Genomic DNA, 21608 nt, shown 5'->3' on the forward strand with positions numbered 1-21608 from the left:
GACGCGCGCTCTAATGGTTGATGGCGTCGGCGCCGGCGCCAAGGGCACGGGGGTCATGGAAGAGACGATGCGAACCGGGCTGCTGGGGCGGCCAGACGGAAAAGTTTCGCAAAAATCTGCGGCTGCGGCGTATAGATGCCGTTTGAGACCGGGTGCCCGTCGTCGGACCGGCGTACACCAACACGATGCAGAAGACGCGACACCGAGTCATCGAACCCGTTCAGCCGCAGCTCGATAAAGAAGATGCGGCACCGCCTCCCTGGGGATCTTTCGATGCCGTGGTCAGCCAGTATGGCGTCCGGCGTTATCGATTGACCGTCTACCCACCCGGGACCCGTCCTGCGGATCGGACTCTGGCCCGGTTGTGGCAAGGCTGGCCTATCGGCGGCGCAGCGCTCATGTTGCTGGCCGAAATGGTGCTCGGCGATTCGCTGGCGTCAGCCGGCACCGTGTTGGTGTCAGCATCATTTGTCTACCTGGCGATTGGCGCGCTGCTGTTCGTCGGGGGTGGCCCTGTGCGCGTCCCAGTGCGGTCGATGACGGTCGTGCTCATGCCCGGAACCGGTGACGTGCATGAGCTGTGCCGCTATACGCAATGGCGAGCGTTGGTCGACATGCTCACCGATGCCGACCGCCGGCTGGTGGCTGGTGCCATCTCCGTGGCTGAACATTCGGCGGTGTGGTGGGAGGCTTACGGCCGTTTGGACGAGTGGTCACGCTCGTGAGTCAGCGGTCCTCCGGGCTGAGAGGGCTTGCGCGCGGCCGTTCGATCATCGGGATCCGCACCCGAAAGACCGTCTCCCCATTCGCGGATTCCGCGGACACTGTGCCGCCGTGGGCTTTGACGATCGAGTTGACGATCGCCAGACCCAGCCCGTGGCCCGCACCATTGGACCTCGCCTTGTCGGCGCGCACGAACCTCTCGAAGAGGTGAGGCAGGACGTCGGGGTCGATGTCCGGACCGTCGTCGGCGACCGTCAACTCCACGTATGGGGCCTTCAGGCCGTCGGGCGGACTGACGTAATGACAGGTCATGCCTGTCGTGACCGTGACGTCCGGATAGGTGTGCACCCAGGCGTTGGTGAGCAGGTTGCTCACGGCTTGATGCAGCCGGGCATGGTCCCCGTTGACCCACACCGGCTGCTCGGGCAGATTTTTGGCCCAGTTGTGCGTCGGGGCCGCGACCGCCGCGTCATTGACCGCGTTCACCACCAGATTGGTGAAGTCCAGGTCTTCGGCCTGCAGGTCCTGCCCTTCGCCCAGGCGGGACAGCAGCAGCAGCTCGTCGACCAGCGAAGCCATGCGGCGCGCCTCGGATTCGATGCGCGCCAGGGCGTATTCGGTGGTGGGTGGCAGCGCCGAACTGTCCTGACGGGTCAGCTCGGCGTAACCCTGAATGGCTGCCAACGGCGTGCGCAGTTCGTGACTGGCGTCGGTGATGAATTGCCGCATCCGCAAATCGGATTCGACGCGATGTGCCAGCGCGCTGTCGACGTTGTCGAGCAATTTGTTCAGAGTGTGCCCGACGATTCCGACCTCATTGTCCGGGTCGGTGTCCTCCGGCCGGACCCGAACACTGATCTGGTGGTCGTCGTCGGCCAGTGGCATGGCGGCGACTTCGGCAGCGGTCGCCGCGACCCGGCTGAGCGGGCGGAGGGCGTAGCCCACCACCCAGGCCGTCAGTGCGGCGGTGATCACCAGCGCCGATGCGATCAGCGCCGTGGTGGTGAACTGTTTGGTGGCGATGATCCGGTCGGCAATGCTCAGCGAAACCCCGACCACCAGCCGGTCGGATCCGGCGGTGCGGCTGTCGACCTGGTGCGGCCCGAGGCTGCCCAGGCTCTCGATTCGGGACGGCCCGTCAGTCCACGATTGCGCTTCGATCGCACGGATGACGTCCGGCGGTGCGGGCTTCGGTTGGTCTTCGGAGAACACTGCCGAACCGACGACTTTGCCGTCCCGGACCACCGCGATCAGGTTTCCGGGCGTCTGCCCGGTGAACTCCAGCAGCGCCTGGGAGATCGGCGGAATGGTGTTGTGGACCGAGGTGTGCTCACCGTTGCGGTATCTGGCGTACGCGTGGGTGAAGGCGTGCATCGACTCGGCGACCTCGGCGTCGTTCATCGCGGTGACATAGCTGCGTAGGGTCAGCACGGAGACGACGCCGACGGCGACGAGAACGAGCGTCACCACAGACAAAACGCCCAGTAACAGCTGACGGCGCAGCGAACGGGGGAGCCACCGCGGAACGTGGCGGTCCCCGGTCATCCCAGGCTCATTCCGGTGGTCGGAGCATGTACCCGATGCCACGGACGGTGTGGATCATCGGCTCTCGGTCGGCGTCGATCTTCTTTCTCAAATAGGAAATGTACAAGTCGACGATGCTGGTGCGGCCGGCGAAGTCGTAGTTCCACACCCGGTCCAGGATCTCGGTGCGGCTGAGCGCCCGCCGTGGATTGCGCATCAAGAACCGGAGCAGTTCAAACTCGGTCGACGACAGCGATATCGGCGTGCCGCCGCGGGTGACTTCGCGGCTGGCCGCGTCCAACTTGAGATCGCCCACTTTGAGCGACTCGTCGGCGGGCGGGGCGAGATGGCTGGAACGGCGCAGCAGCCCCCGCAATCGCGCAACCAGCTCCTCGAGGCTGAACGGCTTGGTCATGTAATCGTCGGCGCCGGCGGTGAGGCCGGTGACCCGGTCCATCACCGAGTCGCGCGCGGTGAGGAACAGGGTGGGCGTGTACGACTCGGCTTCCCGGACCCGCTGCAGGATCTGCAGGCCGTCCACGTCGGGCAGCATGATGTCCAGCACCAGCACGTCGGGATTGATGCTGTCGAACTTGGCGATGGCCTCGCGCCCGTTGTGGGCGATCTCGACGTCCCAACCCTCGTAGTGCAGCGCCATCTTGACCAGGTTGGTCAAGGCGGGTTCGTCGTCGACCAGCAACACTCGGATCGGTGAACCGTCAGCCCGGTTAATCCGGGGGAGCTGGCCTAAAATGGCCTGTCGCGGACGTTGGCTACGCGCGTATCCCTGCATTGCAGTCATATTCGTTCATTCTTTCAATCGCACATATAGCTGTCACAGTCTTCATAGACTTCTCAAATGCAACGATAGTGGAGGACTGAAATCGACCACCGGTCAGAACCGGCCGGGCACGGCCGGGCGTCCGCGGCACGACCTGCTTAACGCCGTCAAAACAGTTGTGGTGCAGCTTATTTATTGGACCTGCTGCATGGGCGCGGTCAATTCGACGTGCGCCGGCAGGTTGCGCGCTCGGATGACCGGCGCCCGGAGGATCGATGCAGTCGAAACATTGCCGCTTGCCGCGACAGCGACGGCGGCGGGCGGTCGATTCGCATCAGCGTGGACTATTCGGGCAGTCCGGCCGCACCGGCGATACCTCGCGCACCGGCCGGTCCGGCGTCGCACTCGGGGCCGAGACGGCGCCGCCGGCAAATATCGGCACATGGTGTGGGGCACCGGAAAAACAACGTGGCCGCACACCGGATGGTGTGCGGCCACGTCGTTGATTCAGGCCTCGATTCAGGCCCAGCTCAGGCCCAGCTGGACCCGACGGCGCTGTCGGTCTGCGCCATGTTGTTGCCGGCGCTCTGGACCTTCTGGCCGTGAGAGTTGGCCTGCTCGTAGATCACCTGGAAGTTGCGGCCCAACTGGGCGATGAACTCCTGGCAAGCCACCGAGCCGGCGCCGCCCCAGAAGTCGCCGGCAGCCAGCACATCGCGGACGATGGCCTGGTGCTCGGCTTCGAGGTTGGCGGCCTGCGCGCGGATGAGTGCGCCGTGGGCGTCGACATCCCCGAACTGGTAGTTAATGGTCATATCGGTTTTCTCCTGATTCGGGTCTGTAGGGCTAGCTGCTGAGGATCTGCTGGGAGGCCTGCTCTTGCTGCTCGTAGTTGTTCGCGTCGCGGATCAGCCCGTCGCGAACGCCGTGCAGCATGTTCACGATGTTGCGGAAGGCGGTGTTCATCTGGCCCATGGTGTCCAGCGAGGTGGCCGAGGCCAGACCGCTCCAGCCGGCGCCGGAGATGTTCTGCGAGGAAGCCCACATGCGACGGGCCTCGTCCTCGACGGTCTGGGCGTGGGTCTCGAAACGGCCCGCCATGTCGCGCATCGCGTGCGGGTCGGTCATGAAACGTGTTGCCATGATTGAACTCCTATCTCGAAGTGTCGGATAAAACTCTTGCGATCGTGCTTGCTTGCCGTCCAGGGCTAGAGACTACGGCCTGGCGGCTGATTGCTGGCCAAAACGAGTGACTTGTCCCCTTTTTCCTTGCGTCACACAACGACCTGCTTGGGCATGACAATCGGCCGGAACCCGTACCGCGGGCCGGCGGCGGCGCCGGCGCCCTTGGCAGCCGCGGCCATGCCCGGCATTCCGGCCATCATGCCCGGTGCCGCGGCTTCCTCGGGGACGGTCCAGCCGCTGCCGGCCGCAGCGGTTCCCGCGGCGGCCTCCGCCGCCGGGAGGGCACCGGCCCAGCTGGACGGCACCGACAGGCTGCCGACGAGAGACGCCTCGCCCAGGCTGGCCGCCGCGCCCGCGGCTCCCACCTCGCCGGCCAGGCCCGCGGCAGCTCCTTCGGCCCCGATTGCGGCCGGGATCGCCGCCTCCGCGGCCGCCGCCGCGATGTTGGCGTCAATGGTGTGACCGGCGAAGATCGCGTTGGGGATGGCGGCAAAGACGAACCACGCGGCCGTGACACCGACCTGCTGGATGCCGTTGAAGATCAGCGGCGTTCCTATGAAGCCGTCCAGCGCGGTGAGCAGTTCCTGCACCGGCACCGGCAGGGCCTCGAACAAGCCGGTGCCGATTGATGAGGTCCCCAGGGCGAGGTTGCCCAGCTCCGTTTGGAGTCCGCTGACGATGTCGCCCAACGACGCGGCAGGTCCTTCGGCGGCTGCCGCCGCAACGGCAGCGCTTTGCAGACCGGCGGCACCGGGATTGGCGGTGGGAGTTGCCGGGAGGATCGGCTCCAGTACCGCGGCAGCCGTGGCGCTGGCCTGGTAGGTGGTCATCGCCACGACGTCTTGGACCCACATCTCCATGTACTGGGCCTCGGTCGCCATGATCGCGGGCGTGTTGATGCCCAGGAAGTTGGTGGCGACAAGCGCGGCCAGCAAAGCCCTGTTGGCCGCGATCACCGGCGGGGGCACCGTCGCGGTGAACGCCGCCTCGTAGGCGGCCGCGGATGCAGCGGCCTGGATACCGGCCTGTTCAGCGGCCGCCGCGGTGCTCGTCAACCAGCCCACGTAAGGCTGAGCCGCTGCGGCCGCCGACGCCGACCCGGCACCGGTCCACTGCTCCGTGGTCAGTGACGTGATGATCGATTCGTACTGCGCCGCAGTGGTGCTCAGCTCCGAGGCGAGGTTGTTCCAGGCTGCCGCTGCGGCCATGAACGGTCCTGCGCCCGCCCCGCTGTACATGAGCCCGGAGTTGATCTCGGGGGGGAAAGCTGCGTAAGACATATTCTTATCCCGTTTCTCTTGGCTTGTTGGTGATCGCTGTGGCTTGGGTGGCTTAGACGGCGGTCAGCTTGGGCATGACGATGGGCTTCACGCCGTACCGCGGTGCGCCGAAGCCCGCGCTGTTGCGTGCGGCCGAAGCAAGCCCGGGGACGCCCGGGTAGATGCCGCCGGCTGCGGCCGCCGGGGCCGCCGAGATGCCGGCGCCGGAGAGCGCCGGGGTGGTGCTGGAAACCAGAGTCGTGCCGGCGGCCCAGCTCGGCGGGACCGACATCGAGCCGACCAGAGTAGAGGTGCCGACTCCGGCTGCCACCGGGCCCACGGCGGCGCCGGCGCCGGTCAGCCCGCCCTCGATCGCCGCACCTTCGATCGCCGCGTCGGCAGCGATCTCTTCGGGGACACCGAAGCCCTCGGGGAACAGGCCACCGCTTGTCAGACCGAGCAGGTTCGAGGTCGCGGAGCCGAAGTTACCGATCTGGAAGCTGGTGATGTTGGCACTGTTGCCCGAAAGGCTGAACGGTTGGCCGCCAACACTGGTAAGCGGGCCACCCAACAGCGTCGCAACCGTGGTGATGAAGTTGTCAACCGGGGACGGGGCCGCCGTTGCGGCCGCCGTGGCCGAACCCCCGTCAGCCAGCACGGCCGCAGCAGCGTTCGCGGCCTCGGACTGTTCGTAGGTACCGCTGCTGAGCCCCAGGGTCTGCACGAATTGCTCCTGCATGGCCTGGGCTTCGGCGGCGATCTGCTGGTACAGCGCGCCGTACGCGGTGAAGATGCCGGACTGCAGGATCGAGACCTGGTCGGCGGCAGCGGGTGCGATCGCGGTGGTCGGGGCAGCAGCACCTGCGTTCTGCGCCGCGAGTGCACTGCCGATCGCTCCGAGTTGCGCCGCCGCTGCGGACAACTCTGCGGGCACTGCTGTCAGAAATGACATTTGTTGCTCCTTACCTGTGAAAAGGTGTCGACCTTGACTCCCCGGGTCGAACCTGTGTGTTTCCGTACCGGCCCCTGTGCGTTGGCGTAACGCTAACCATGCTCGGCTCCACAGTCGTAGCCGAAAGACCGCTGGTGACGGACGTTTACGGCTTCTTAACACGGGCGCGCGCAGTATTAACGATCTTTTGGCGGGCGATACGGCCGCGTCATCTGACCCTTGGGGGGTGGTACACCACCCCGGCGCGAGGCGCGCGATCCTAGTCAAATCGCGTCGCGGGCGCACGTTAGCGTCTTAGGGGTGTACAGCGGCGACGACCGCGGCATCCGCACGCTAGATTCGCCGCCGGGCCCCCATAGCCCAATTGGCAGAGGCAGCGGACTTAAAATCCGCCAAGTGTCGGTTCGAGTCCGACTGGGGGCACAGAAGCTGCACAGAAATACGCGCTGGTAGATGCGATTTTTTGGTTTGCTACTTGGCGTCTCTGGCCGGTATTGCCCACAGTTTGCCCACACTTTCGTCTAACTTGCTGGCAACTGCAGTGAGGTCGTCGTCGAAAAGATCGGCATACACGTCCAGCGTCATGGCCGCCGACGCGTGCCCCAACATGCGCTGAACGACCTTCACATTGGCGCCCGACGAGATGGCCAACGAGGCCGCGGTGTGACGTAACGCGTGCGCTGTAATCCGGGGGAAGGTCTTGTCCGTCTTGCGGCAGCGATCGACTGCACCGGACAGCCAGGAGTCGTGGGAGGACGGTGGTCCGAGGTAGCCGCCGGCCCGCGCCGGCCACAGGAGTTCGTCACGCTCCTTGCCTTCGCATGTCTGCGCCAGCTCGACGACGACGAACGCAGGCAACGCGATGGTTCGGTTCTTGCCGGACTTGAGGGTACCGACGTGGACCTTGCTGCCGACGCTGACCGCGTTCTCGTGTAGAACGATCTTGCGCTTGAGGAAATCGACGTCGCGCACCCGCAGTGCAGCCGCCTCACCCCACCTCAGGCCGGCCGTGCCGAGTAACAGCACTAGCGAGCGGTACCGCCCGGATTCCACTGCGAGAGCGTGCAGCTGCTCGGCGGTCAGGTAGATGTTCTTGCGCCTGGCGCGCACGGGGAGTTTGACGCCGCGCGCCGGATTGGCCGCGAGCCGGCGGTCCCGTACGGCGTCGTCCAGGATTCGGGCCAGCACTGAGTAGACGGTGATCACCACCGTGGCCTTGCGTCGCGTCGCCAGCTCTGTGATCCAAGCCTGCACTTCCGAGTAGGTGATGTCGACGATCTGGGTTGTCGACCATCGCGGCTTCACGTGTACCCGCCATGCCGACTCGACCGAGTGATACGCCGACGGCTTCGTCACGCCCTCCTGGCGCGACAGCCAGCCCGGCCCCAGCTCGCCGACTGTGATCCTGCCGAGCGCAGGCGCAATGTACTCACCCCGCATCTTCGTGACCTCGACCGTGTGCGCGAAGGCCTCAGCGTCACGCTTCGTCTTGAAACCACGCTTGTCCGTCTGGCGACGATCGGGAGTCCGGTAACGGACTCTGTATCGCATTGCTCCAGAGGCGGTTTCGTAGCGCTCAATCGTCGCCATTGACGTTACCCTCCATCCATAGCCTGGCGTCGCCGGGTCCCGGGTCCCATTCAGGCCGAGCGTCCACAAAGAATCTCCTCTGTGGATGCGCGTATCCAGGGAGCGCCGCATCCGCCTTGAGCCAAAGCCACCATCGGCCCGCGGAAAGACCATCTGCCCGCGGCGCCGCGACCGTCGTTCCTGGGTCATCTGCGCCGGGCATGCCTGGCATTAGTAAGGTAATCGGCGAAACTTCAAGTGCCAGAGCCAAAGCCACGAGATCATCGACATCTACGCGACGGTTGCCCTCCTCGATTCGTCTGACTGCCAACGCTGGGATATCACGGCCGTATTTGACGAGGCGGCTCGACACTTCGGTGTAGTTGAGGCCCGCCGCCTGACGGAGCGCCCGCACATTCTCCGAGACCATGCGGCCAACTGCACCCAGCTCTAGCTTCCTGCCCGCCACGGGACTTTTGTACCTCTAAAAGATGAAGGCGCGCAAGCAACTCTTGCGCATCGTGATGTCGGGTGATAAAGATTGATACCAGACCTCTATTTGTTAGAGGTAGACCTACTATCATTGGAGGTTACGACCAGTGTCGAAGCAAATTCCTGATATCGGGGCGGCGCCCCTGATTGACGAGATGGGAGAGACGGTGCCGACGCACGTTCTGCCGCATATCGCAAAGCCCGAGCAGGTCGCGGTGGTATTCCAGACCACCGCCGAGGCTCTGGCCCAGGATCGCTACCGGCGTCGGGGCGTTCCCTACGTAAAAATTGGCGGAAGGGTCCGCTACCTTCGCGAGGACGTCCTGAAGTTCCTGGCGGACAACCGAGTTGGCGGTGATGCCGCCTAATGAGTCATCCCCACCTGTCCCAGGCCGACCGAGATGCGCTCGATGATCGCGGCCTGGTCGAAGACGACCACACAGAAATGTTGAAGGCCCCCGGTCTGCCAACCGAAGGCCTTCGGAACCGTCCCTCCACCTCAGTAAGCGAAAGGAAATAGTTCGTGTCCAATGTACAACCCACTACCCCCGACGACCAGGCCGCAGAGTTCCCGGTCGACAGCACCACCCGCACGTGCTGCTCTGGTATCGGCGGCCACGCGCAGGACTGCCCGGAAAGTATCCGGTGCGCCCCGTGGTGCACCGACGGCGACGGCCACCCCCATTACGCCCTCCGCGGCGATCAAAACTGTTGGGGGCCGCAGCGCAAGGTCATCCTTGGCCTTGAGGACGGCGCACCAGCGCTGCCGCTGCAAGACGACGAGCTGTTTGCCGCGCCGGGTATCACCGTTTATGCGTTCCGCGAGTGGCACGCGCTGCCCACCGTCAAGTTGAACCTCTACCGGCCCACCGAAAACGGCCACCTCAGCGTTGACGTGGATGTGCAACTCACGCTTGTTGAGGCGCAGCAGCTGGCAGCCGATCTGCTATCGGCCGTCGCCGAGATCGAGGGTGCGTGGTGAGGGCACGGTTCCGTCCCTGCGACCGCTGTGGCCGCCGTGCCCGCAGCTTGGCCGCGATGGAGAACTGGAACGTTGTCGTGGAGTTCGGCCTGATCACCGGGTTGCTGTGTGATCGGTGCCAGACCGCGGAGGAATACGCCGAGGCTGAAATCCACGCCGCCACGCTGGATTATGCCGTGGTCAACGGCAGGTTGGCTGGCCGACCCAGGGGGTTGTGTAGATGACCGAACCGTCGAACGCAAAGGAGGCCGGCCCCCAGCGGGCCGGTGCTCCACGCTCCCAACAACGCGCCTGGTGGCCGGTACACCAGTTCCTTGAAGCCGTTGTAGCCCAGGCGAACTACGGTCCGATACCTGCCTCCGGTACACCCTCGTGGTGCGCGCTTGCCGACGGTGACCCACGGAAGCTGTTGGCTGTAGCGATCGACGGCGAACACCAAGTTTTGCGGATCGAAACCGCCCAAGAGCAGCGCGCCGAAGCATCGAAAGCCATTGCAGGATCGGCAGACTGGTCGACCACCGCGCGATCCATCGGCCGCCACCGCGAGGTCTACATACCCCGGAGGTCAGCGTGATCGACACCGAGCAGTTCTTCCTTGAATCCGGAAGCGATCAGCTCGCGAAGATCTACCGGTGGGCCAGGGCTCGGTACGCAGCGCCATGGGCGGTGTTTTTCGCCGTGCTGCTCCGGGTCGCGGCCAGTGTCGGCCCGCACGTCCAGCTCCCCGGCGTCATCGGCGGCCGTGCCAGCCTCAACCTGTTGGTGGCTTTCGTCAGCGCCTCCGGCGGCGGCAAAGGCATCAGTGACAAGGTCGGGCGGATGGCCTGGCCGGCGTCGATAGTCGAGCTGCCCATAGGTAGCGGTGAGGGCATCGCCGCCGCCTTTAAGCGGCCCGACAAGCCCGACGAGGACAACGAGGCGTTGACCGCGGCGATATTCAACATCCCAGAGATCGACACGCTGTCGGGGATCGCGGCGCGCCAGGGCTCTATCCTGCTCGCTCAGCTCAAGTCGATGGCGATGGGCGAACAACTCGGCCAGTCCAATGCCTCGAAGGCGACCAGTCGGATCGTGCCGGCCCACTCCTACCGGTGCTGTCTGTCGGTCGGGGCGCAGCCCGGTCACACCGGGGTCATCTTCAATGACACCACCGGCGGCACCCCGCAGCGATTTCTGTGGTCACCGACCACCGACCCGGAGATGCCGGATACCAAATCACCAGATCCCGCGCCGCTGGAGACGGGGTTGCCGCTGTGGAAGCCCGCCGCGGATGGTGTGGTCGAGATCGTCTACGGACCGCCCGAGATCACGCAGACCGTCATCGCCGCCCACATCGCCCGCCAGCGCGGAGACGCCGATCCGCTGGACGGGCACTGGATGCTGACCCGCTGCAAGGTAGCCGCACTGCTGGCGATCATGCATCACCGCTCGGTGGTCTCCCAGGCGGACTGGGAGATGTCGGCGACGGTGATGGGGGTCTCCGATCGGACTCGTGAGTGGGTCGTTACCGAGGCCCAGAAAGCGGATCGAGCAAAGATTCGTGATCGGGCAATGGCGCGTGCCCGCGGGGAGGAGTTTGTCTCCGATCACAAGCTGCAGCGCGCGAAGTCGGCAGTGATCCGCTGGCTTGGGCGGGACACCGAGTTGGCCGCCAATCAGCTCCGCTCGAAGCTCAAGGCGGATTTGCGAGACCACTTCGGGGCGGCCACTGCAGAGCTAGTCGCAGAGGGGTTGATCGCCGAGATCCATGTCGACCGCGGCACCCGGTACCGGCTCAACAGAGAAGTACAGGGTGTACCCCCGGTACAGGGCATATATCCGCAGTTCAAAGAGGGTGTACCCCAAGTACAGGGTGTACCTAGCTCTCCTGAGCAAACCGGTCATGTTGAACAACTAGTTCAGGGCCAATATTCGCAGCTCAGAGATGGTGAACCGCTTGTTCAGGGTGAACTACCCGGAGACATTGTCCAGGCGAATGTTCGCAGCTCACACACCCACGGACCTAATGCCGAAGAACCACACTCGTCGATCACCCCGACAAGCGAGGAACCCGTGACGCCAGCCCGTCCAGGCGTTTGCCAGCGTTGCTACGTCAGCCTCCCGCTCGTGGCCAAGGGGCAGCTCTGCGATGAATGCGTGGACGCGCCGGAGCGCCCAGCGGTGGCCAAGGAAGCCACCAGGCCCATGCCTGGCGTCGTTGTGCACAACGGCACCACCACCTACTCCTGTTTGCCGACCACTAGGCTCAGCAAATCAAACCGGAGTGCGCAGTGACATCGCCCGGCCCCGTGGTGCTCGGTGCCGCAGTGGTCGTGCACGGCGACTACCTGCGTCACGCCCTGCTGGCGATCCAGCACATCATCGGCCGGCGCCGCCGCGAGCACCTGCCGGTGCCGGCCGAGTGGTCGGCGCTGGAAGTGGCTCTGGCTCAGGCGATGTCCGCGGGTCCGCAGTCGGACGCCGCTGCGCGGGCCGAAGGCGAAACTTGGCTTAGTACAAGGCAGGTAGCGGATCGAACGGGATGGACCGAGCGGCACGCCCGACGTAGGGCCGGCCAGCTTGACGGCAGGCGCGAAGGTGGCCGGTGGCTCATCCCAGAGAGCGCCGTCACGGAACACTTGGAAGGGCAACGCACATGAGCACAATTCCTGGCTGGATCGGTTTCAGCGATCTGGAGGTCCGACGCCGCGATCCGTTGCCCGCCCACCTGGCCGACGCCGCCGCGGTGGAGACGGTGTTTACCCCGCCCGCGCAATGGTCGGCTGTGCGCCAGCGCTGGGCCGCCTTCATCGACCTGGCGACACCGCACCTAGACATGGTGCTGCAGCACATCACATCTGGGGCCGGGGATCTTCCTGGTCTGCGGGCCGCGGCGCTGGCCGAGCTGGCCGCTACCGGGGCGGCCGACGCCGAGTTGCGGCAGCAGTTGGCCGACCGGGTGTACCACGAGCTGAACCGCTTATGGCCAGCGGAAAAGGCATACACGGCCGCGGCCAAGGCGTTCGACGCCGCGGTGAAGGCGTTCAACGGCAGCGACGAAACCGAGTTGGACCATCGGGCGATCACCCTGGCCGCCGCTGCCAGGCTGTGCGGAGCAGAGCCCAACACCGCCAAGTGGGCCAGCGACCGGCTGCAATTCACGCTCTGCGTCGATCCGCGCCGGGCGCACCTGCGCAGGCTGGTCACCGCGTTCGTCGTGCCCGGCGAGGCCCAGCGCGAACATGGCACGGGCCGCTGGTCCGCCCTGCTCGCGCTCGGCGCTCAACTGCGTGCCGCGTCTGATCCGCTGCGGCCTGCTCCCGACCTGCCGGCCCACGTGACGTGCGTCGATGAGCACAGGGTCATCCAGCGTTGGGACCCGCTCGACGGTGAACCGCCAACAGGTTGGCGCCCAGTTCCGGATGGATGGATCGGGGGATGAGCTGCCGGTCGCGCGGGGAGATCTCTGACACGGCGCTCTCCGCGCGGCCGGCCCCAACGGATTGGTCGCGGTCGGCGCAATCTTGGTGCCCAACCCCCAGGACGATGATTGCGCACGTCGTGCCCGTAGCCAGCCAGGAGAAGCCTGGACCATCCAGCGCTGCTGGCGGGTCTCGGTCATCGTTCTAGCCGTAACCCCGGTACGCCAATTCCGGGCAGTAGGCGATTATCACTGCATCCACATATCCCGTGATCTGCTTCGGGCTCCACGTCGGATTCTGGTCTCGCGACGCGTTATAGAGTTCCTCCGCTGTGTGTCCCTGGCGGAGGAAGTTGCACGAGTTCCGGGCGCTGGCAATCGCTACTGCCGGCTCCACAATGATCAAGCCAGCATGCTTGGCCACCGACAGGAAGGTGTCATCGGCTTCGGCTGCGGTCATCGTTCTCGATGTCGGCGCCGGTGTGGGGGCCGGGACGATCGGTGAGGGCGTAACCGTGACAGTGACTGGCGCTGAGGCTGTCACGGTTTGACGGCCGACGAGAACACCGGCCACACCAACAACTCCGACTGCGACGACGATCAACAGCCAGCGCAGAGCGACTGGCAGCGGTCTTGCCATCTCGCTCTCGCTGCTCACCACAGCCTCGGCGTCGGACGACCACGCCAGCTCTGCCGCCTCTGTCGGCGCGACGTCCGGCACTACCGTCGTCTCCACGTCCCCATCGCGCACGGCAGTGTCATCATCCGCCGAGTCCCGGTCGGCCATGTGGGCATGGTAGACCTGCCCGCCGACGAGCGGGAGACTGCGGACACGGGGGCAGCCAGGGCCGGCATGTACGCTCGGACTTACGGTTACCCGAATGACGTAATTAAAGAATGGCGAATTTGCATTAATCGCGCGAATTGCCTGCTCGGAATTACCCGGAAGAATGGCGCGGCCGAGGGTCAAGAATGGTCGCATGGATGGGTACCCCCCTACCCTATGCGCGGCGGCGGGCCACACCCTCGGGGTACCCCCCACCCCTATCGTGACCTGCGCAAATGTGGCTAACGCTAAAATAGGCTCTGACCTGCGGTTATGGTTTTTCTAGCAAACAGTCAAAGGGAGACGAGCGCTCGCCCCCGATCTATCTACCTGCGGAAATAAAAAAAACACGGTCCGAACGGGTCGTATACCCCCCCTCATTTGAGCCGCGATCGGCCGAAAACTGTTGGGAGACAACGGAAATAGTGGGGGTATGCGCGAATTGTGTTGTGCAGCAATTAAATTGAAGCAGAAATTTGCCGAGCAATGACCGGTGTCATCGAGCTATGGAGTTGGCAGGGAGGATCAGGGAAGGTGCAGCTCAGAGCAAGTTTTCTGGTGAGACACGATATACGCTGTGACATGGATCACTGCGCAGGTGCGGCTAGCGAGGTAGCCTTTTATCAAACGTTCCACCCCGCCGATAAGAGCCCCTGGGCTTTCCGCAAGGTAGGCGGGGTGGTCACTTTTTCCAGTACTGGGTGTGCCCGTTCCGGAACAGGTGAAATTCTGTCCACGGGATGCCGGTGAGGGTACTCCGTGGCCCTGGATCGCCCCTTTCGATGTGGCGGAACCAGGCCCACGAGAAGTAGTCAGCAATCTGACCGTTTAAGTCTGACTTCACCGGGTGAAAAACGAGCCGAAACGGTACCGAAAGCTGCTTGAGCTGCGGCTTTACGGCAGCCTTGAATCCGTCCTGTTGCCTGCCGGTCAGCACTGAGTCGAACACCATGACGACTTGGTCATGGTTTTTTGCGACGACGGTCGCGATCCACTTGCCCATCGCCCGCCCGAACAGAGCGAACAGCGCAACAGGGTCCTGAAGAGCGGGGGCGGTGTAGCGCTTATCGATCCACAGGGTATGGACCTTGATATTCGGCATTCTCCGGATCTGCTCTGCTACACGCAGGCGGGTTCCCCTGCTGTTCTCGGTTGCATGGAATTCCAGGTCCCGGCTGCCAGCAGAGAGCAGCTCGTACTTCAGGTCCTGCAGTCCTGCCGCGGAATGGCAGGGCGTCTCGGTGTAGACCGCCGACAGTACGAAATGATCACTGCCCTTGTCTGAAAAGATCATGTCGCCGGACTCATCCAAGAAGACGAAGAGAGTCCGTTCGGCAGCCACCGCAACGATATTAGGGAACTGCGCCGTCAGCCCCGTGCCCCACGCGCCGGAGCGGGATAAGTGAGTGACAATCCGTCACTCACTGCGCGCCAGAAACTGCCCCGTCGTCCTCGACCGCAACCTCCGAAAGCCAGTTGTTTTGCGCGGCTGATGTCTATGCGCTTGCCGCGATCGGTATGAACCGGCACCGCGGATGACGCGAGGCGGTTGACTTGAACATCCGATTCTGGGCGCGGTCGTTTGTTGGAGGACGCCGCCTGTAGATGATCGCTAGTTGAAACTAGTGGCCGATTAGTTGAAGCAGATTCGACGGGCATGGTCGAATAGTTGAGTGACACTCCCTTTTGGAGACGACGCGCTCTCACTCGCCGCCCTGGAAGCAATCCTGCATACCATCTTCCGCCCCTCCGCGCCTACAGAGGATCGCGCGATGTTCAAGGGCCGCACGGCGGAACTCGGTCGCGTCGTCAGTGCCGTTCAGCAAGTTGGGCAGCATGTAATCGTCTACGGGGAGCGAGGAGTCGGAAAGACTTCGCTCGCATATATGGCCCGCGACGCGTTTCAACAAGCGTCGGCCCGTACGGGTATCGCTGCGCGCGTGGCCTGCGGTAACGAGGACAACTTTGCCTCTGTTTGGAAAAAGCTGACACCTCATCTGCAGTCATTTGTTGACCTTGCGCAGCAGAGCGTCGCGGCCAGCCTTGAGATTGCTGTCGACAAGTACGAGGACATCATAGAAATGAGTGACAGCGTCACTCCTGACGTCGTTGCTCGTGCACTCAGAGTTGTCGCCAACTCCGTGCCCCTTGTTGTAATCCTCGACGAGTTCGACCGCATCGGCGCTTGGGAGGACACGGTCCTGTTCGCCGATCTGATCAAGCTGTTGTCCGACGACTTAGTGAAGGCCACGGTCTTCATTGTGGGCGTCGCGGATAACGTCGCCGGGTTGCTTGCGGGGCACGCCTCGATCGATCGGTGCCTGCGCCAGGTCTACATGCCAAGGATGAGTCCGGAGGAGTTGGCCGACATCGTCGTTGGAGGATTCCAGCGGTTCGCCGAGCTGAGCGGGGTAGAAATCGCGCTGGAGCCACGCGCTGTGTCGGCAATCGTCAGGCTGTCGCAAGGCTTTCCGTACTACACGCATCTGCTCGCGGGTTCGATTGGTGAACTAGCTTTGAGGAATCACAAGTTCCGAGTCGATCGATTGGACGTGTTCGAAGCGTTGGTCAGGGCGACTGAGGAGGCTGCGCACAGCATCAAGGTTGCATATACGGACGCTGTGACTTCGGCGAAGCCGGCTGGATTCGAAATGACACTACTTGCCTGTGCCTTGGCAGATATTGATGAATTAGGCTTTTTTGCGCCAGTCGATATAAGTGGGCCGTTGTCTGACCTCTCTGGACGGCCGAGGACAACACCGAGCTACTTAGGCCATCTAAAGCGGTTCGCGGACGCTCCTCTTTACATTCTCGACACCCGTGGGGATGGGCGAAAGACCCGCTATCGATTCAGGGATCCGCTGATGAAGCCGTTTGTCATGATGAAGGGCCTCAAAGACGGTGTGCTGAAATTCCCCACCGAGGACCCTAACGACGAATGAGCGCCCGGCTCAGCCGGGCCGCTCCGCTCTTCGCCACATGTGCCCACCGCATGCCCACAATCTGCCCACAGTTACAGATAAATGCAGTGATCTGCGCTGATGCATTTTCGCAGCTAAGTGACATTCGGACACGGTCACCAGCTGCTCGAAATCGGTTCGAGTCCGACTGGGGGCACGACATAAGCAGCTCAGTTCCCACCTACTTGCCGACGTCGGCGCAGGTGTGTTCGTTCGGCAGCAGCGGCCGCATTGCGATCTGCCACAGACCATTTCCGGAACGCCACGGCGCGCTCCGGCTCATCCCAGCCGCCGCGGCGTCCACGGCGTGAAGGTCGTCGCCAGCCACAACAAGGCACCGGGCCGCGGGAGCGGGCCAATCCGTCGGCGTGCCGACCGTGGCCAGGTCGCCGAGCGGCCACGTTGCTGCGGGAGCGGCCGTTGAGGCCGCTGCCGGTCCGAGCACCCACACCGCCACTGCCGTCGGTGTGTAGGTGCGCGGAGCGCCGGCACCTGCGACGCCCTCCGGATGCTCGAGCAGGTCGATGAGGCGCGAGACGCGCTCGCGTGCGGCGACGGTGGCGGCGTCGAGGTCGGCGACGGGATACCCCAGTGCGCGTACGAGCACGTCGTGTCGCTTACCGTCGGTGACGACGAGAAGACGGGTGTTGACGGCATCGAAGATTCTAGGATTGCCGAAATCCGTTGAGTCGACGAGTAGTCCGGCGTTGTTCGCCTCGGTGAGCAGGTTCTGCAGGGTGGCTTCGGGTATTCGGCGTTCCTCCAGTCTGACCAGCGCCGGGGTGTCGGTCTCCGGGGCGACCTGCTGGAGGTAGTGGCCATCCCCAGAGATCCACACGCGGGGCAGCGAGTCACCGACGCGCACGACGGGCGGCGCGAGTCCGCCCCCGCGGGAGACTTCGATCACCACCTCATCGGCGCCACTGGGGTGGGTGAATTGTCGGCTCGTCGTGGTTGAGGGTTGATCGTTCCCGCCATGAGTGCAACTTGCGAGCACCACCATGGCAACGGCCAGACTGGCGCCCGGCGCGGGCTTATGGCGGCGACGACCACAACCGACTCGGGTGCGAACGAGATGAGTGCCCAGCATGGCGAAGGTTCCTAGGGCCCAGTGCCGGATGGGACGATCCGGCCGCCGGACACCGTCCAGAACGTCTGGAGCTGCCCGCTGCCAGCAGGGAACGGTGTGGTGTAAAGGGCCGCGAACTGCAGTTGGCCGAACGGGTGCGTCGGGCCGGTGCGGAGTACCGCAGGCGAAACAGAAACGATCCGTCACAAAGGCCGAAGGTAAGCATCGATCTTTGGGGTGAATAGAGACCAAGGTCATCTGAACGTGACCCGCGGTTTCCCGGCGTGAGGCCGTTCAGTGTGGGTTCGAGTTCGACTGGGCCACTGGAGCATCGGTAGGGCATGCGGGACGACCGCCCGGATGTGATCAGCGAGGATCGGTCACCTGTCCGGTGAACAAGACGGCCCCCGTCTTGTCGACTATGGCGAACAGGAACGGATGATCGATATCCACGGCGATCGTCTCGGGTGTTGGGCCCATTCCTCCGCCGGTGAACGCCGATGTGGCCGCCGCTACCGTTCCCAGTTCGTCGACCCCCAGGTACGCCTTCTGAACGACCGAGGAGATCGCGAGGCGCTCATCACTCATGTTGGAGAAGTCGGCCCGTTGGCCGTCGAACGCGGTGGGCATGCCCATGTCGATCAGCGTTCGGTCGAAGACCTCGCTGCCCCAGGTGACCCGGAACTTGGGCATGCTGAAGTCGACGTAACTATCTGTGAGCGAGCCCAGAACGTTGCGAATCCAGATCTCGTCCAGGCTATTGCGGACCGCCTTCAGCCGGCCCTCGGTCGGCAGGATGATCATCATCTTGAGATCGTCGCCGATATATGGCAGCGTCACGGCCTGGAAATCCGGACCGGCGAAGTAGCCCATCGACCGCAACGGGTCATGCATTAACGGCACGGTGACCGGTGACCCTGGTGCGATGCGGAAGGCGCCATCGGCGGTCAACTTCGCGTCGAAGGACTTTCGCCAGCTTGCCTTGAGGTAGGCGGCGTTGACCAGAACAGCGCGAGAGTTCTCGTCAATGAGCGGGGGATCCACTCTCGGGATCAGATCCGTGATCAAGTCCTTGGTCGCCGCACTGGCGAATTTGTTGATGTTGAGCCGCTCGCCCTCGGGGTTGCCTTTGAAGTCGGCCTCGTGTGTTCCAGCGTTGTACTGCGTCGAGAGGATGTCGAGGAATCGAGGGCGGATCGTGAGCTCGCGTGCCATAAAGGCGGCGTCCACCAGTGACAGCTCGATGCTGCGGGGATCACCCGCGAAAATTCCACCCCGGCTGCGGGAGCGCAGAGCGATCAGCAGCTGATTGACCGCGCGGAAATAGGTGTCGTCGCCGAACTGGTTGTGCAGAACGGATTTCATCTGGGCTGCGGTGTCACCGGCGGCACCCGCGTAGGCCATCGACATCGCGACGCTGAGGCTCAGCGGAGACAAAACGACATTCTTGTTGCTATCTGCCGTGACTCGGCGGAAGACCTCCAACCCAAAAGAGTTGGTGCCGTTGATGAAACGTTGCTCATCGGCCGCCGAGACGTTCGGGGTGTCGTTGTAGGGCAGATTCGACCGGGTGAGTTGTGGGTGTGACCCCGTGGTCGTCGTGGCGCCAGGACCGTGTTGGTCGCCTATTGTGCAGCCGACCGCGGACAGCGCCACGCAGACCGCGACGAGAAGATGAAGTCGACGGCGAACAGCCTCGTTCATCCTTCGGGCACCTACTTGATCTGCGCCCACGTGGCGGTCCACTCAGATATCGGTTCGCGGTTCGGGTCCTCACCCGAATTGGGTTCCGGCTGTGACGTGAAACAACTGTTGGTGATTGTCCGCTGGAAGGGGCCCCAACGCGCCGAAAGCGTTCCGTCGGGGCGGAAGGTATAGGTGATGGGTCCGGTCATTTCGGTGGTGCCGGTGCATTCGGGACTCTGCGGGTCTGGGTAGGTCGCGTACGACCTGGCGGATCCGGTCACCGTCATTCCGGTCACCGTCCCGGTCATCGTGCCGGTATACGACTGGGTTGGCTTGAGGTTCTTGAGAGTTTCGCTGCAGGTGACGGAATCCGCGTTGATACGGCAGTCGGAAACCAGATCGCCGTTCTGCATCTCGAAGTGGTCGGGCAAGCTCGTCCGACTGCCTTGCGCGGAAGAAGGTGTCGTCGAAACGAAACGTGTGCTGTGTGACTCGGGCGCCCCCGCTGGCGCGGCCCCACGGTTGACACTGGTGCAGCCTGCGAGCTGTAGCGCGGTCACCCCGACCACGGTGCTGACGAAGGCTCTGAATACTGATCCCGACAACCGCGGCCGCCTTTCCGTAACTACTCGACCGCTGACGATAAGGACGCGATTTGTGCCGCCGATAGGGCTTAAGGACCCTTTTTCCGGCACGAAGGGACCGATTGTGTTGAGTTCAACGGGGCGGCAAGCTTTGCCGATCGTCAGGGAATGGGCGGGAATGCAAAGCTGTCCACTCCGCTGTCGACCCGCTTTGGGTCACGCCCCTCGACATCGGTGAAGATCAGGTGCGTTTCCGGCGAATTATCCAGGTAGGCAAGGACGTTGCCGGCACCCCACGCCGGTTCTGGGCCGGCGTAACAAACCCCTCCGCCGCGTGGGGTGCTCTGGCAAATCGACTTGGTCGGAACGTCGGTGACCGTCGTGCGCGGCAGTGTCGAACCCTTGTCGAGCACCTGAATCACCTTCGAAGAAGGGGCATATCGCCCGACTTGTTGCGCCGTGAAGGCCAACGCACCGGAGTCCAGGATCGTTATGTCGCGGTAGGACCAACCCTGCGCGGTGGACAGCGGAGTGGGGGCGGCCGGCGTCGCACCGGTTTCCACGGAGGCTGCGACCGAGTAGACGCCACCAGCGCGAAGGGTGAAGGGGTTCTTGGGGATCATGACCGGATCTGAGGTGTCCCCGTTGGTGAACAGTATCGTCCGGCCATCCCTCGCGTAGATCACCGAGGAGGCGTTCGTGCCGGTGGCGACAGGGATGGATTCGCCGCCGACGGCCAGGGCGTTGACATTCGTCGGCCTGACGTCGCTGCGTTCGTCCAACCAGGCGATGTGGCTGCCGTCGGGTGCCCACGCGAAGGCGGGTTCGGCGAACGGTGCCCAGGCGGTGCCAAATTCGGATGCAGCCTGCGGTCTGGGCGCGATTGCTCCTGTGTTGGCCGTTGCGACGAGCAGGATTCCTCCCTCTACCGCCCCATCAGTCGGGTTGTCGACGAAGGCCACATGTTGTCCGGTCGGCGACCAACGGGGCCTGGCGAGCATTGGGGGAAGGCTGCCGCTGCCATGCGGAAGGCCGGCGGGGTCCACCAGTCGCCGGGGTGGCGCTAGGGGTGTCAGTTGCGGCGAAAGGTCGAGCACCCACAGCTCACCGCCATAGTCGGAGGCTGTTGTCTTCCGGACGAATGCCACGTGCGCGAGGTCGGGGGAGGGCGCCGGTTGCGCGTCTGCCGGTCCGTCGGTCAGTTTGCGGCCAGGGGCGCCGGCGGGTTCGCTCACGTACAGCGAGCCTGCTTTCGTGTAGAACAAGGGGACCGGTCGTTTGCTGCTCGGGGCTTGAGCAGTTGACCCCGGGGTGGGCGTCGCTCTGCCCGCCGTCGGCGTCGGTTCGTTTGACGAACTGCAGGCCGCCAGCGCCGATGCGGCGAGTACCAACGTCCACCGGCCGGCGCGGCCGATGCGGGAGGCGGCGGCGACGCCATCACCCGGAATGCGTCCACACCTCAGGCGTCTCGGCATACTGACGAACTCCCTTCCACCCCGGGCGGCGAAAGCTTCGACCCGCGTCGAGGTGCGCGGAACTGTAACCGTCCTCCGGACAACGCGGTAGGGCCGGTAGGCCCTTGCGTGAGCGAGCTTGACCAGAGCACCTCGCCCAGA

Annotated in this window: 23 protein-coding genes and 1 tRNA gene; 10 read left to right on the forward strand and 14 right to left on the reverse strand. The window is 64.1% G+C overall.

The features are described 5' to 3' along the window. Positions 1-185 precede the first annotated feature (185 nt). Positions 186-725, forward strand: coding sequence for a DUF6611 family protein (locus AC5Y7D_RS17370; protein ID WP_499926119.1), 540 nt, complete (start codon positions 186-188; stop codon positions 723-725). A 1-nt stretch (position 726) separates the two neighbouring features. On the opposite strand, the gene AC5Y7D_RS17375 is transcribed toward AC5Y7D_RS17370, so the two are convergent. The 6 genes from AC5Y7D_RS17375 to AC5Y7D_RS17400 all read right to left on the reverse strand — a co-directional run bounded on the left by AC5Y7D_RS17375 (position 727) and on the right by AC5Y7D_RS17400 (position 6424). Continuing rightward, on the reverse strand, positions 727-2268 hold the full coding sequence (locus AC5Y7D_RS17375) for a sensor histidine kinase (protein WP_499926121.1): 1542 nt from the start codon (positions 2266-2268) through the stop codon (positions 727-729). A 7-nt stretch (positions 2269-2275) separates the two neighbouring features. Beyond that, the gene (locus tag AC5Y7D_RS17380) at positions 2276-3049 is read right to left on the reverse strand and encodes a response regulator transcription factor (RefSeq protein ID WP_499926123.1); all 774 of its coding nucleotides are present in this window, start codon (positions 3047-3049) and stop codon (positions 2276-2278) included. Between the two features lie 509 nt (positions 3050-3558). Next, entirely contained in the window at positions 3559-3843 is a 285-nt protein-coding gene (locus AC5Y7D_RS17385) for a WXG100 family type VII secretion target (RefSeq protein WP_205874453.1), read from the reverse strand. Positions 3844-3874: 31 nt separating this feature from the next. Further along, positions 3875-4171, reverse strand: a complete 297-nt coding sequence (locus AC5Y7D_RS17390) for a WXG100 family type VII secretion target (RefSeq protein ID WP_065132169.1) — start codon at positions 4169-4171, stop codon at positions 3875-3877. A gap of 131 nt (positions 4172-4302) precedes the next feature. Next, positions 4303-5493, reverse strand: a complete 1191-nt coding sequence (locus tag AC5Y7D_RS17395; RefSeq protein WP_499926125.1) for a PPE family protein — start codon at positions 5491-5493, stop codon at positions 4303-4305. Between the two features lie 52 nt (positions 5494-5545). Continuing rightward, complete coding sequence (locus tag AC5Y7D_RS17400) at positions 5546-6424, reverse strand: PPE family protein, SVP subgroup (protein WP_499926127.1); 879 nt, start codon at positions 6422-6424, stop codon at positions 5546-5548. 349 nt (positions 6425-6773) lie between these two features. On the opposite strand from AC5Y7D_RS17400, the gene AC5Y7D_RS17405 reads away from it, so the two are divergent. Further along, a tRNA-Leu gene (locus AC5Y7D_RS17405) sits at positions 6774-6847 on the forward strand. Positions 6848-6895: 48 nt separating this feature from the next. Here AC5Y7D_RS17405 and AC5Y7D_RS17410 read toward each other — a convergent pair. Next, a complete protein-coding gene (locus AC5Y7D_RS17410; RefSeq protein WP_499926286.1) occupies positions 6896-8014 on the reverse strand; it encodes a site-specific integrase in 1119 nt (372 codons plus the stop codon). Further along, complete coding sequence (locus AC5Y7D_RS17415) at positions 8001-8462, reverse strand: helix-turn-helix domain-containing protein (protein ID WP_499926295.1); 462 nt, start codon at positions 8460-8462, stop codon at positions 8001-8003. Before AC5Y7D_RS17415 ends, AC5Y7D_RS17410 begins: the two co-directional genes overlap by 14 nt. A gap of 130 nt (positions 8463-8592) precedes the next feature. Here AC5Y7D_RS17415 and AC5Y7D_RS17420 point away from each other — a divergent pair, with 130 nt between their 5' ends. From AC5Y7D_RS17420 to AC5Y7D_RS17450, 7 genes are all read left to right on the forward strand, one after another. After that, the gene (locus tag AC5Y7D_RS17420; protein WP_499926129.1) at positions 8593-8853 is read left to right on the forward strand and encodes a helix-turn-helix domain-containing protein; all 261 of its coding nucleotides are present in this window, start codon (positions 8593-8595) and stop codon (positions 8851-8853) included. A 155-nt stretch (positions 8854-9008) separates the two neighbouring features. Then, the gene (locus AC5Y7D_RS17425) at positions 9009-9467 is read left to right on the forward strand and encodes a DUF6907 domain-containing protein (RefSeq protein ID WP_499926130.1); all 459 of its coding nucleotides are present in this window, start codon (positions 9009-9011) and stop codon (positions 9465-9467) included. A 56-nt stretch (positions 9468-9523) separates the two neighbouring features. Then, a complete protein-coding gene (locus AC5Y7D_RS17430) occupies positions 9524-9691 on the forward strand; it encodes a hypothetical protein (protein ID WP_499926132.1) in 168 nt (55 codons plus the stop codon). Further along, positions 9688-10041, forward strand: coding sequence for a DUF2742 domain-containing protein (locus AC5Y7D_RS17435; protein ID WP_499926134.1), 354 nt, complete (start codon positions 9688-9690; stop codon positions 10039-10041). The genes AC5Y7D_RS17430 and AC5Y7D_RS17435 overlap by 4 nt, the downstream gene beginning before the upstream one ends. After that, positions 10038-11741 (forward strand): hypothetical protein, encoded by a 1704-nt coding sequence (locus AC5Y7D_RS17440; RefSeq protein ID WP_499926135.1) that lies wholly within the window; start codon positions 10038-10040, stop codon positions 11739-11741. Before AC5Y7D_RS17435 ends, AC5Y7D_RS17440 begins: the two co-directional genes overlap by 4 nt. Next, positions 11738-12106 carry a helix-turn-helix domain-containing protein gene (locus tag AC5Y7D_RS17445; RefSeq protein ID WP_499926137.1) on the forward strand — a complete coding sequence of 123 codons (369 nt, stop codon included), beginning with the start codon at positions 11738-11740 and terminating at the stop codon, positions 12104-12106. Before AC5Y7D_RS17440 ends, AC5Y7D_RS17445 begins: the two co-directional genes overlap by 4 nt. Beyond that, positions 12103-12888, forward strand: coding sequence for a hypothetical protein (locus tag AC5Y7D_RS17450; RefSeq protein WP_499926139.1), 786 nt, complete (start codon positions 12103-12105; stop codon positions 12886-12888). The genes AC5Y7D_RS17445 and AC5Y7D_RS17450 overlap by 4 nt, the downstream gene beginning before the upstream one ends. 184 nt (positions 12889-13072) lie before the next feature. On the opposite strand, the gene AC5Y7D_RS17455 is transcribed toward AC5Y7D_RS17450, so the two are convergent. Both AC5Y7D_RS17455 and AC5Y7D_RS17460 read right to left on the reverse strand, forming a co-directional pair. Beyond that, a complete protein-coding gene (locus tag AC5Y7D_RS17455; RefSeq protein WP_499926140.1) occupies positions 13073-13654 on the reverse strand; it encodes a DUF732 domain-containing protein in 582 nt (193 codons plus the stop codon). Between the two features lie 721 nt (positions 13655-14375). Next, positions 14376-15035 (reverse strand): DUF3800 domain-containing protein, encoded by a 660-nt coding sequence (locus AC5Y7D_RS17460; RefSeq protein ID WP_499926142.1) that lies wholly within the window; start codon positions 15033-15035, stop codon positions 14376-14378. Positions 15036-15366: 331 nt separating this feature from the next. Here AC5Y7D_RS17460 and AC5Y7D_RS17465 point away from each other — a divergent pair, with 331 nt between their 5' ends. Continuing rightward, entirely contained in the window at positions 15367-16635 is a 1269-nt protein-coding gene (locus tag AC5Y7D_RS17465) for an AAA family ATPase (RefSeq protein ID WP_499926144.1), read from the forward strand. Positions 16636-16834: 199 nt separating this feature from the next. Here AC5Y7D_RS17465 and AC5Y7D_RS17470 read toward each other — a convergent pair whose 3' ends face one another. The 4 genes from AC5Y7D_RS17470 to AC5Y7D_RS17485 form a co-directional block, all read right to left on the reverse strand. Further along, positions 16835-17656 carry a hypothetical protein gene (locus tag AC5Y7D_RS17470; RefSeq protein WP_499926146.1) on the reverse strand — a complete coding sequence of 274 codons (822 nt, stop codon included), beginning with the start codon at positions 17654-17656 and terminating at the stop codon, positions 16835-16837. Between the two features lie 432 nt (positions 17657-18088). Next, a complete protein-coding gene (locus tag AC5Y7D_RS17475) occupies positions 18089-19426 on the reverse strand; it encodes a serpin family protein (protein WP_499926147.1) in 1338 nt (445 codons plus the stop codon). A gap of 11 nt (positions 19427-19437) precedes the next feature. Then, positions 19438-19968: a hypothetical protein gene (locus AC5Y7D_RS17480; protein ID WP_499926149.1), complete on the reverse strand. Its 531-nt coding sequence runs from the start codon at positions 19966-19968 to the stop codon at positions 19438-19440. 185 nt (positions 19969-20153) lie between these two features. Then, positions 20154-21227, reverse strand: coding sequence for a hypothetical protein (locus AC5Y7D_RS17485; RefSeq protein WP_499926151.1), 1074 nt, complete (start codon positions 21225-21227; stop codon positions 20154-20156). Positions 21228-21608: the final 381 nt, after the last annotated feature.

It is taken from the genome of Mycobacterium sp. NGS49 (assembly GCF_059812565.1).

Bases quoted from the DNA above. Each gene is read 5' to 3' on its own strand.
- AC5Y7D_RS17370 (WP_499926119.1), top strand. From the start codon at position 186: ATGCAGAAGACGCGACACCGAGTCATCGAACCCGTTCAGCCGCAGCTC.
- AC5Y7D_RS17375 (WP_499926121.1), bottom strand. From the start codon at position 2,268: ATGACCGGGGACCGCCACGTTCCGCGGTGGCTCCCCCGTTCGCTGCGC.
- AC5Y7D_RS17380 (WP_499926123.1), bottom strand. From the start codon at position 3,049: ATGACTGCAATGCAGGGATACGCGCGTAGCCAACGTCCGCGACAGGCC.
- AC5Y7D_RS17385 (WP_205874453.1), bottom strand. From the start codon at position 3,843: ATGACCATTAACTACCAGTTCGGGGATGTCGACGCCCACGGCGCACTC.
- AC5Y7D_RS17390 (WP_065132169.1), bottom strand. From the start codon at position 4,171: ATGGCAACACGTTTCATGACCGACCCGCACGCGATGCGCGACATGGCG.
- AC5Y7D_RS17395 (WP_499926125.1), bottom strand. From the start codon at position 5,493: ATGTCTTACGCAGCTTTCCCCCCCGAGATCAACTCCGGGCTCATGTAC.
- AC5Y7D_RS17400 (WP_499926127.1), bottom strand. From the start codon at position 6,424: ATGTCATTTCTGACAGCAGTGCCCGCAGAGTTGTCCGCAGCGGCGGCG.
- AC5Y7D_RS17410 (WP_499926286.1), bottom strand. From the start codon at position 8,014: ATGGCGACGATTGAGCGCTACGAAACCGCCTCTGGAGCAATGCGATAC.
- AC5Y7D_RS17430 (WP_499926132.1), top strand. From the start codon at position 9,524: ATGGAGAACTGGAACGTTGTCGTGGAGTTCGGCCTGATCACCGGGTTG.
- AC5Y7D_RS17435 (WP_499926134.1), top strand. From the start codon at position 9,688: ATGACCGAACCGTCGAACGCAAAGGAGGCCGGCCCCCAGCGGGCCGGT.
- AC5Y7D_RS17450 (WP_499926139.1), top strand. From the start codon at position 12,103: ATGAGCACAATTCCTGGCTGGATCGGTTTCAGCGATCTGGAGGTCCGA.
- AC5Y7D_RS17455 (WP_499926140.1), bottom strand. From the start codon at position 13,654: ATGGCCGACCGGGACTCGGCGGATGATGACACTGCCGTGCGCGATGGG.
- AC5Y7D_RS17470 (WP_499926146.1), bottom strand. From the start codon at position 17,656: ATGGTGGTGCTCGCAAGTTGCACTCATGGCGGGAACGATCAACCCTCA.
- AC5Y7D_RS17475 (WP_499926147.1), bottom strand. From the start codon at position 19,426: ATGAACGAGGCTGTTCGCCGTCGACTTCATCTTCTCGTCGCGGTCTGC.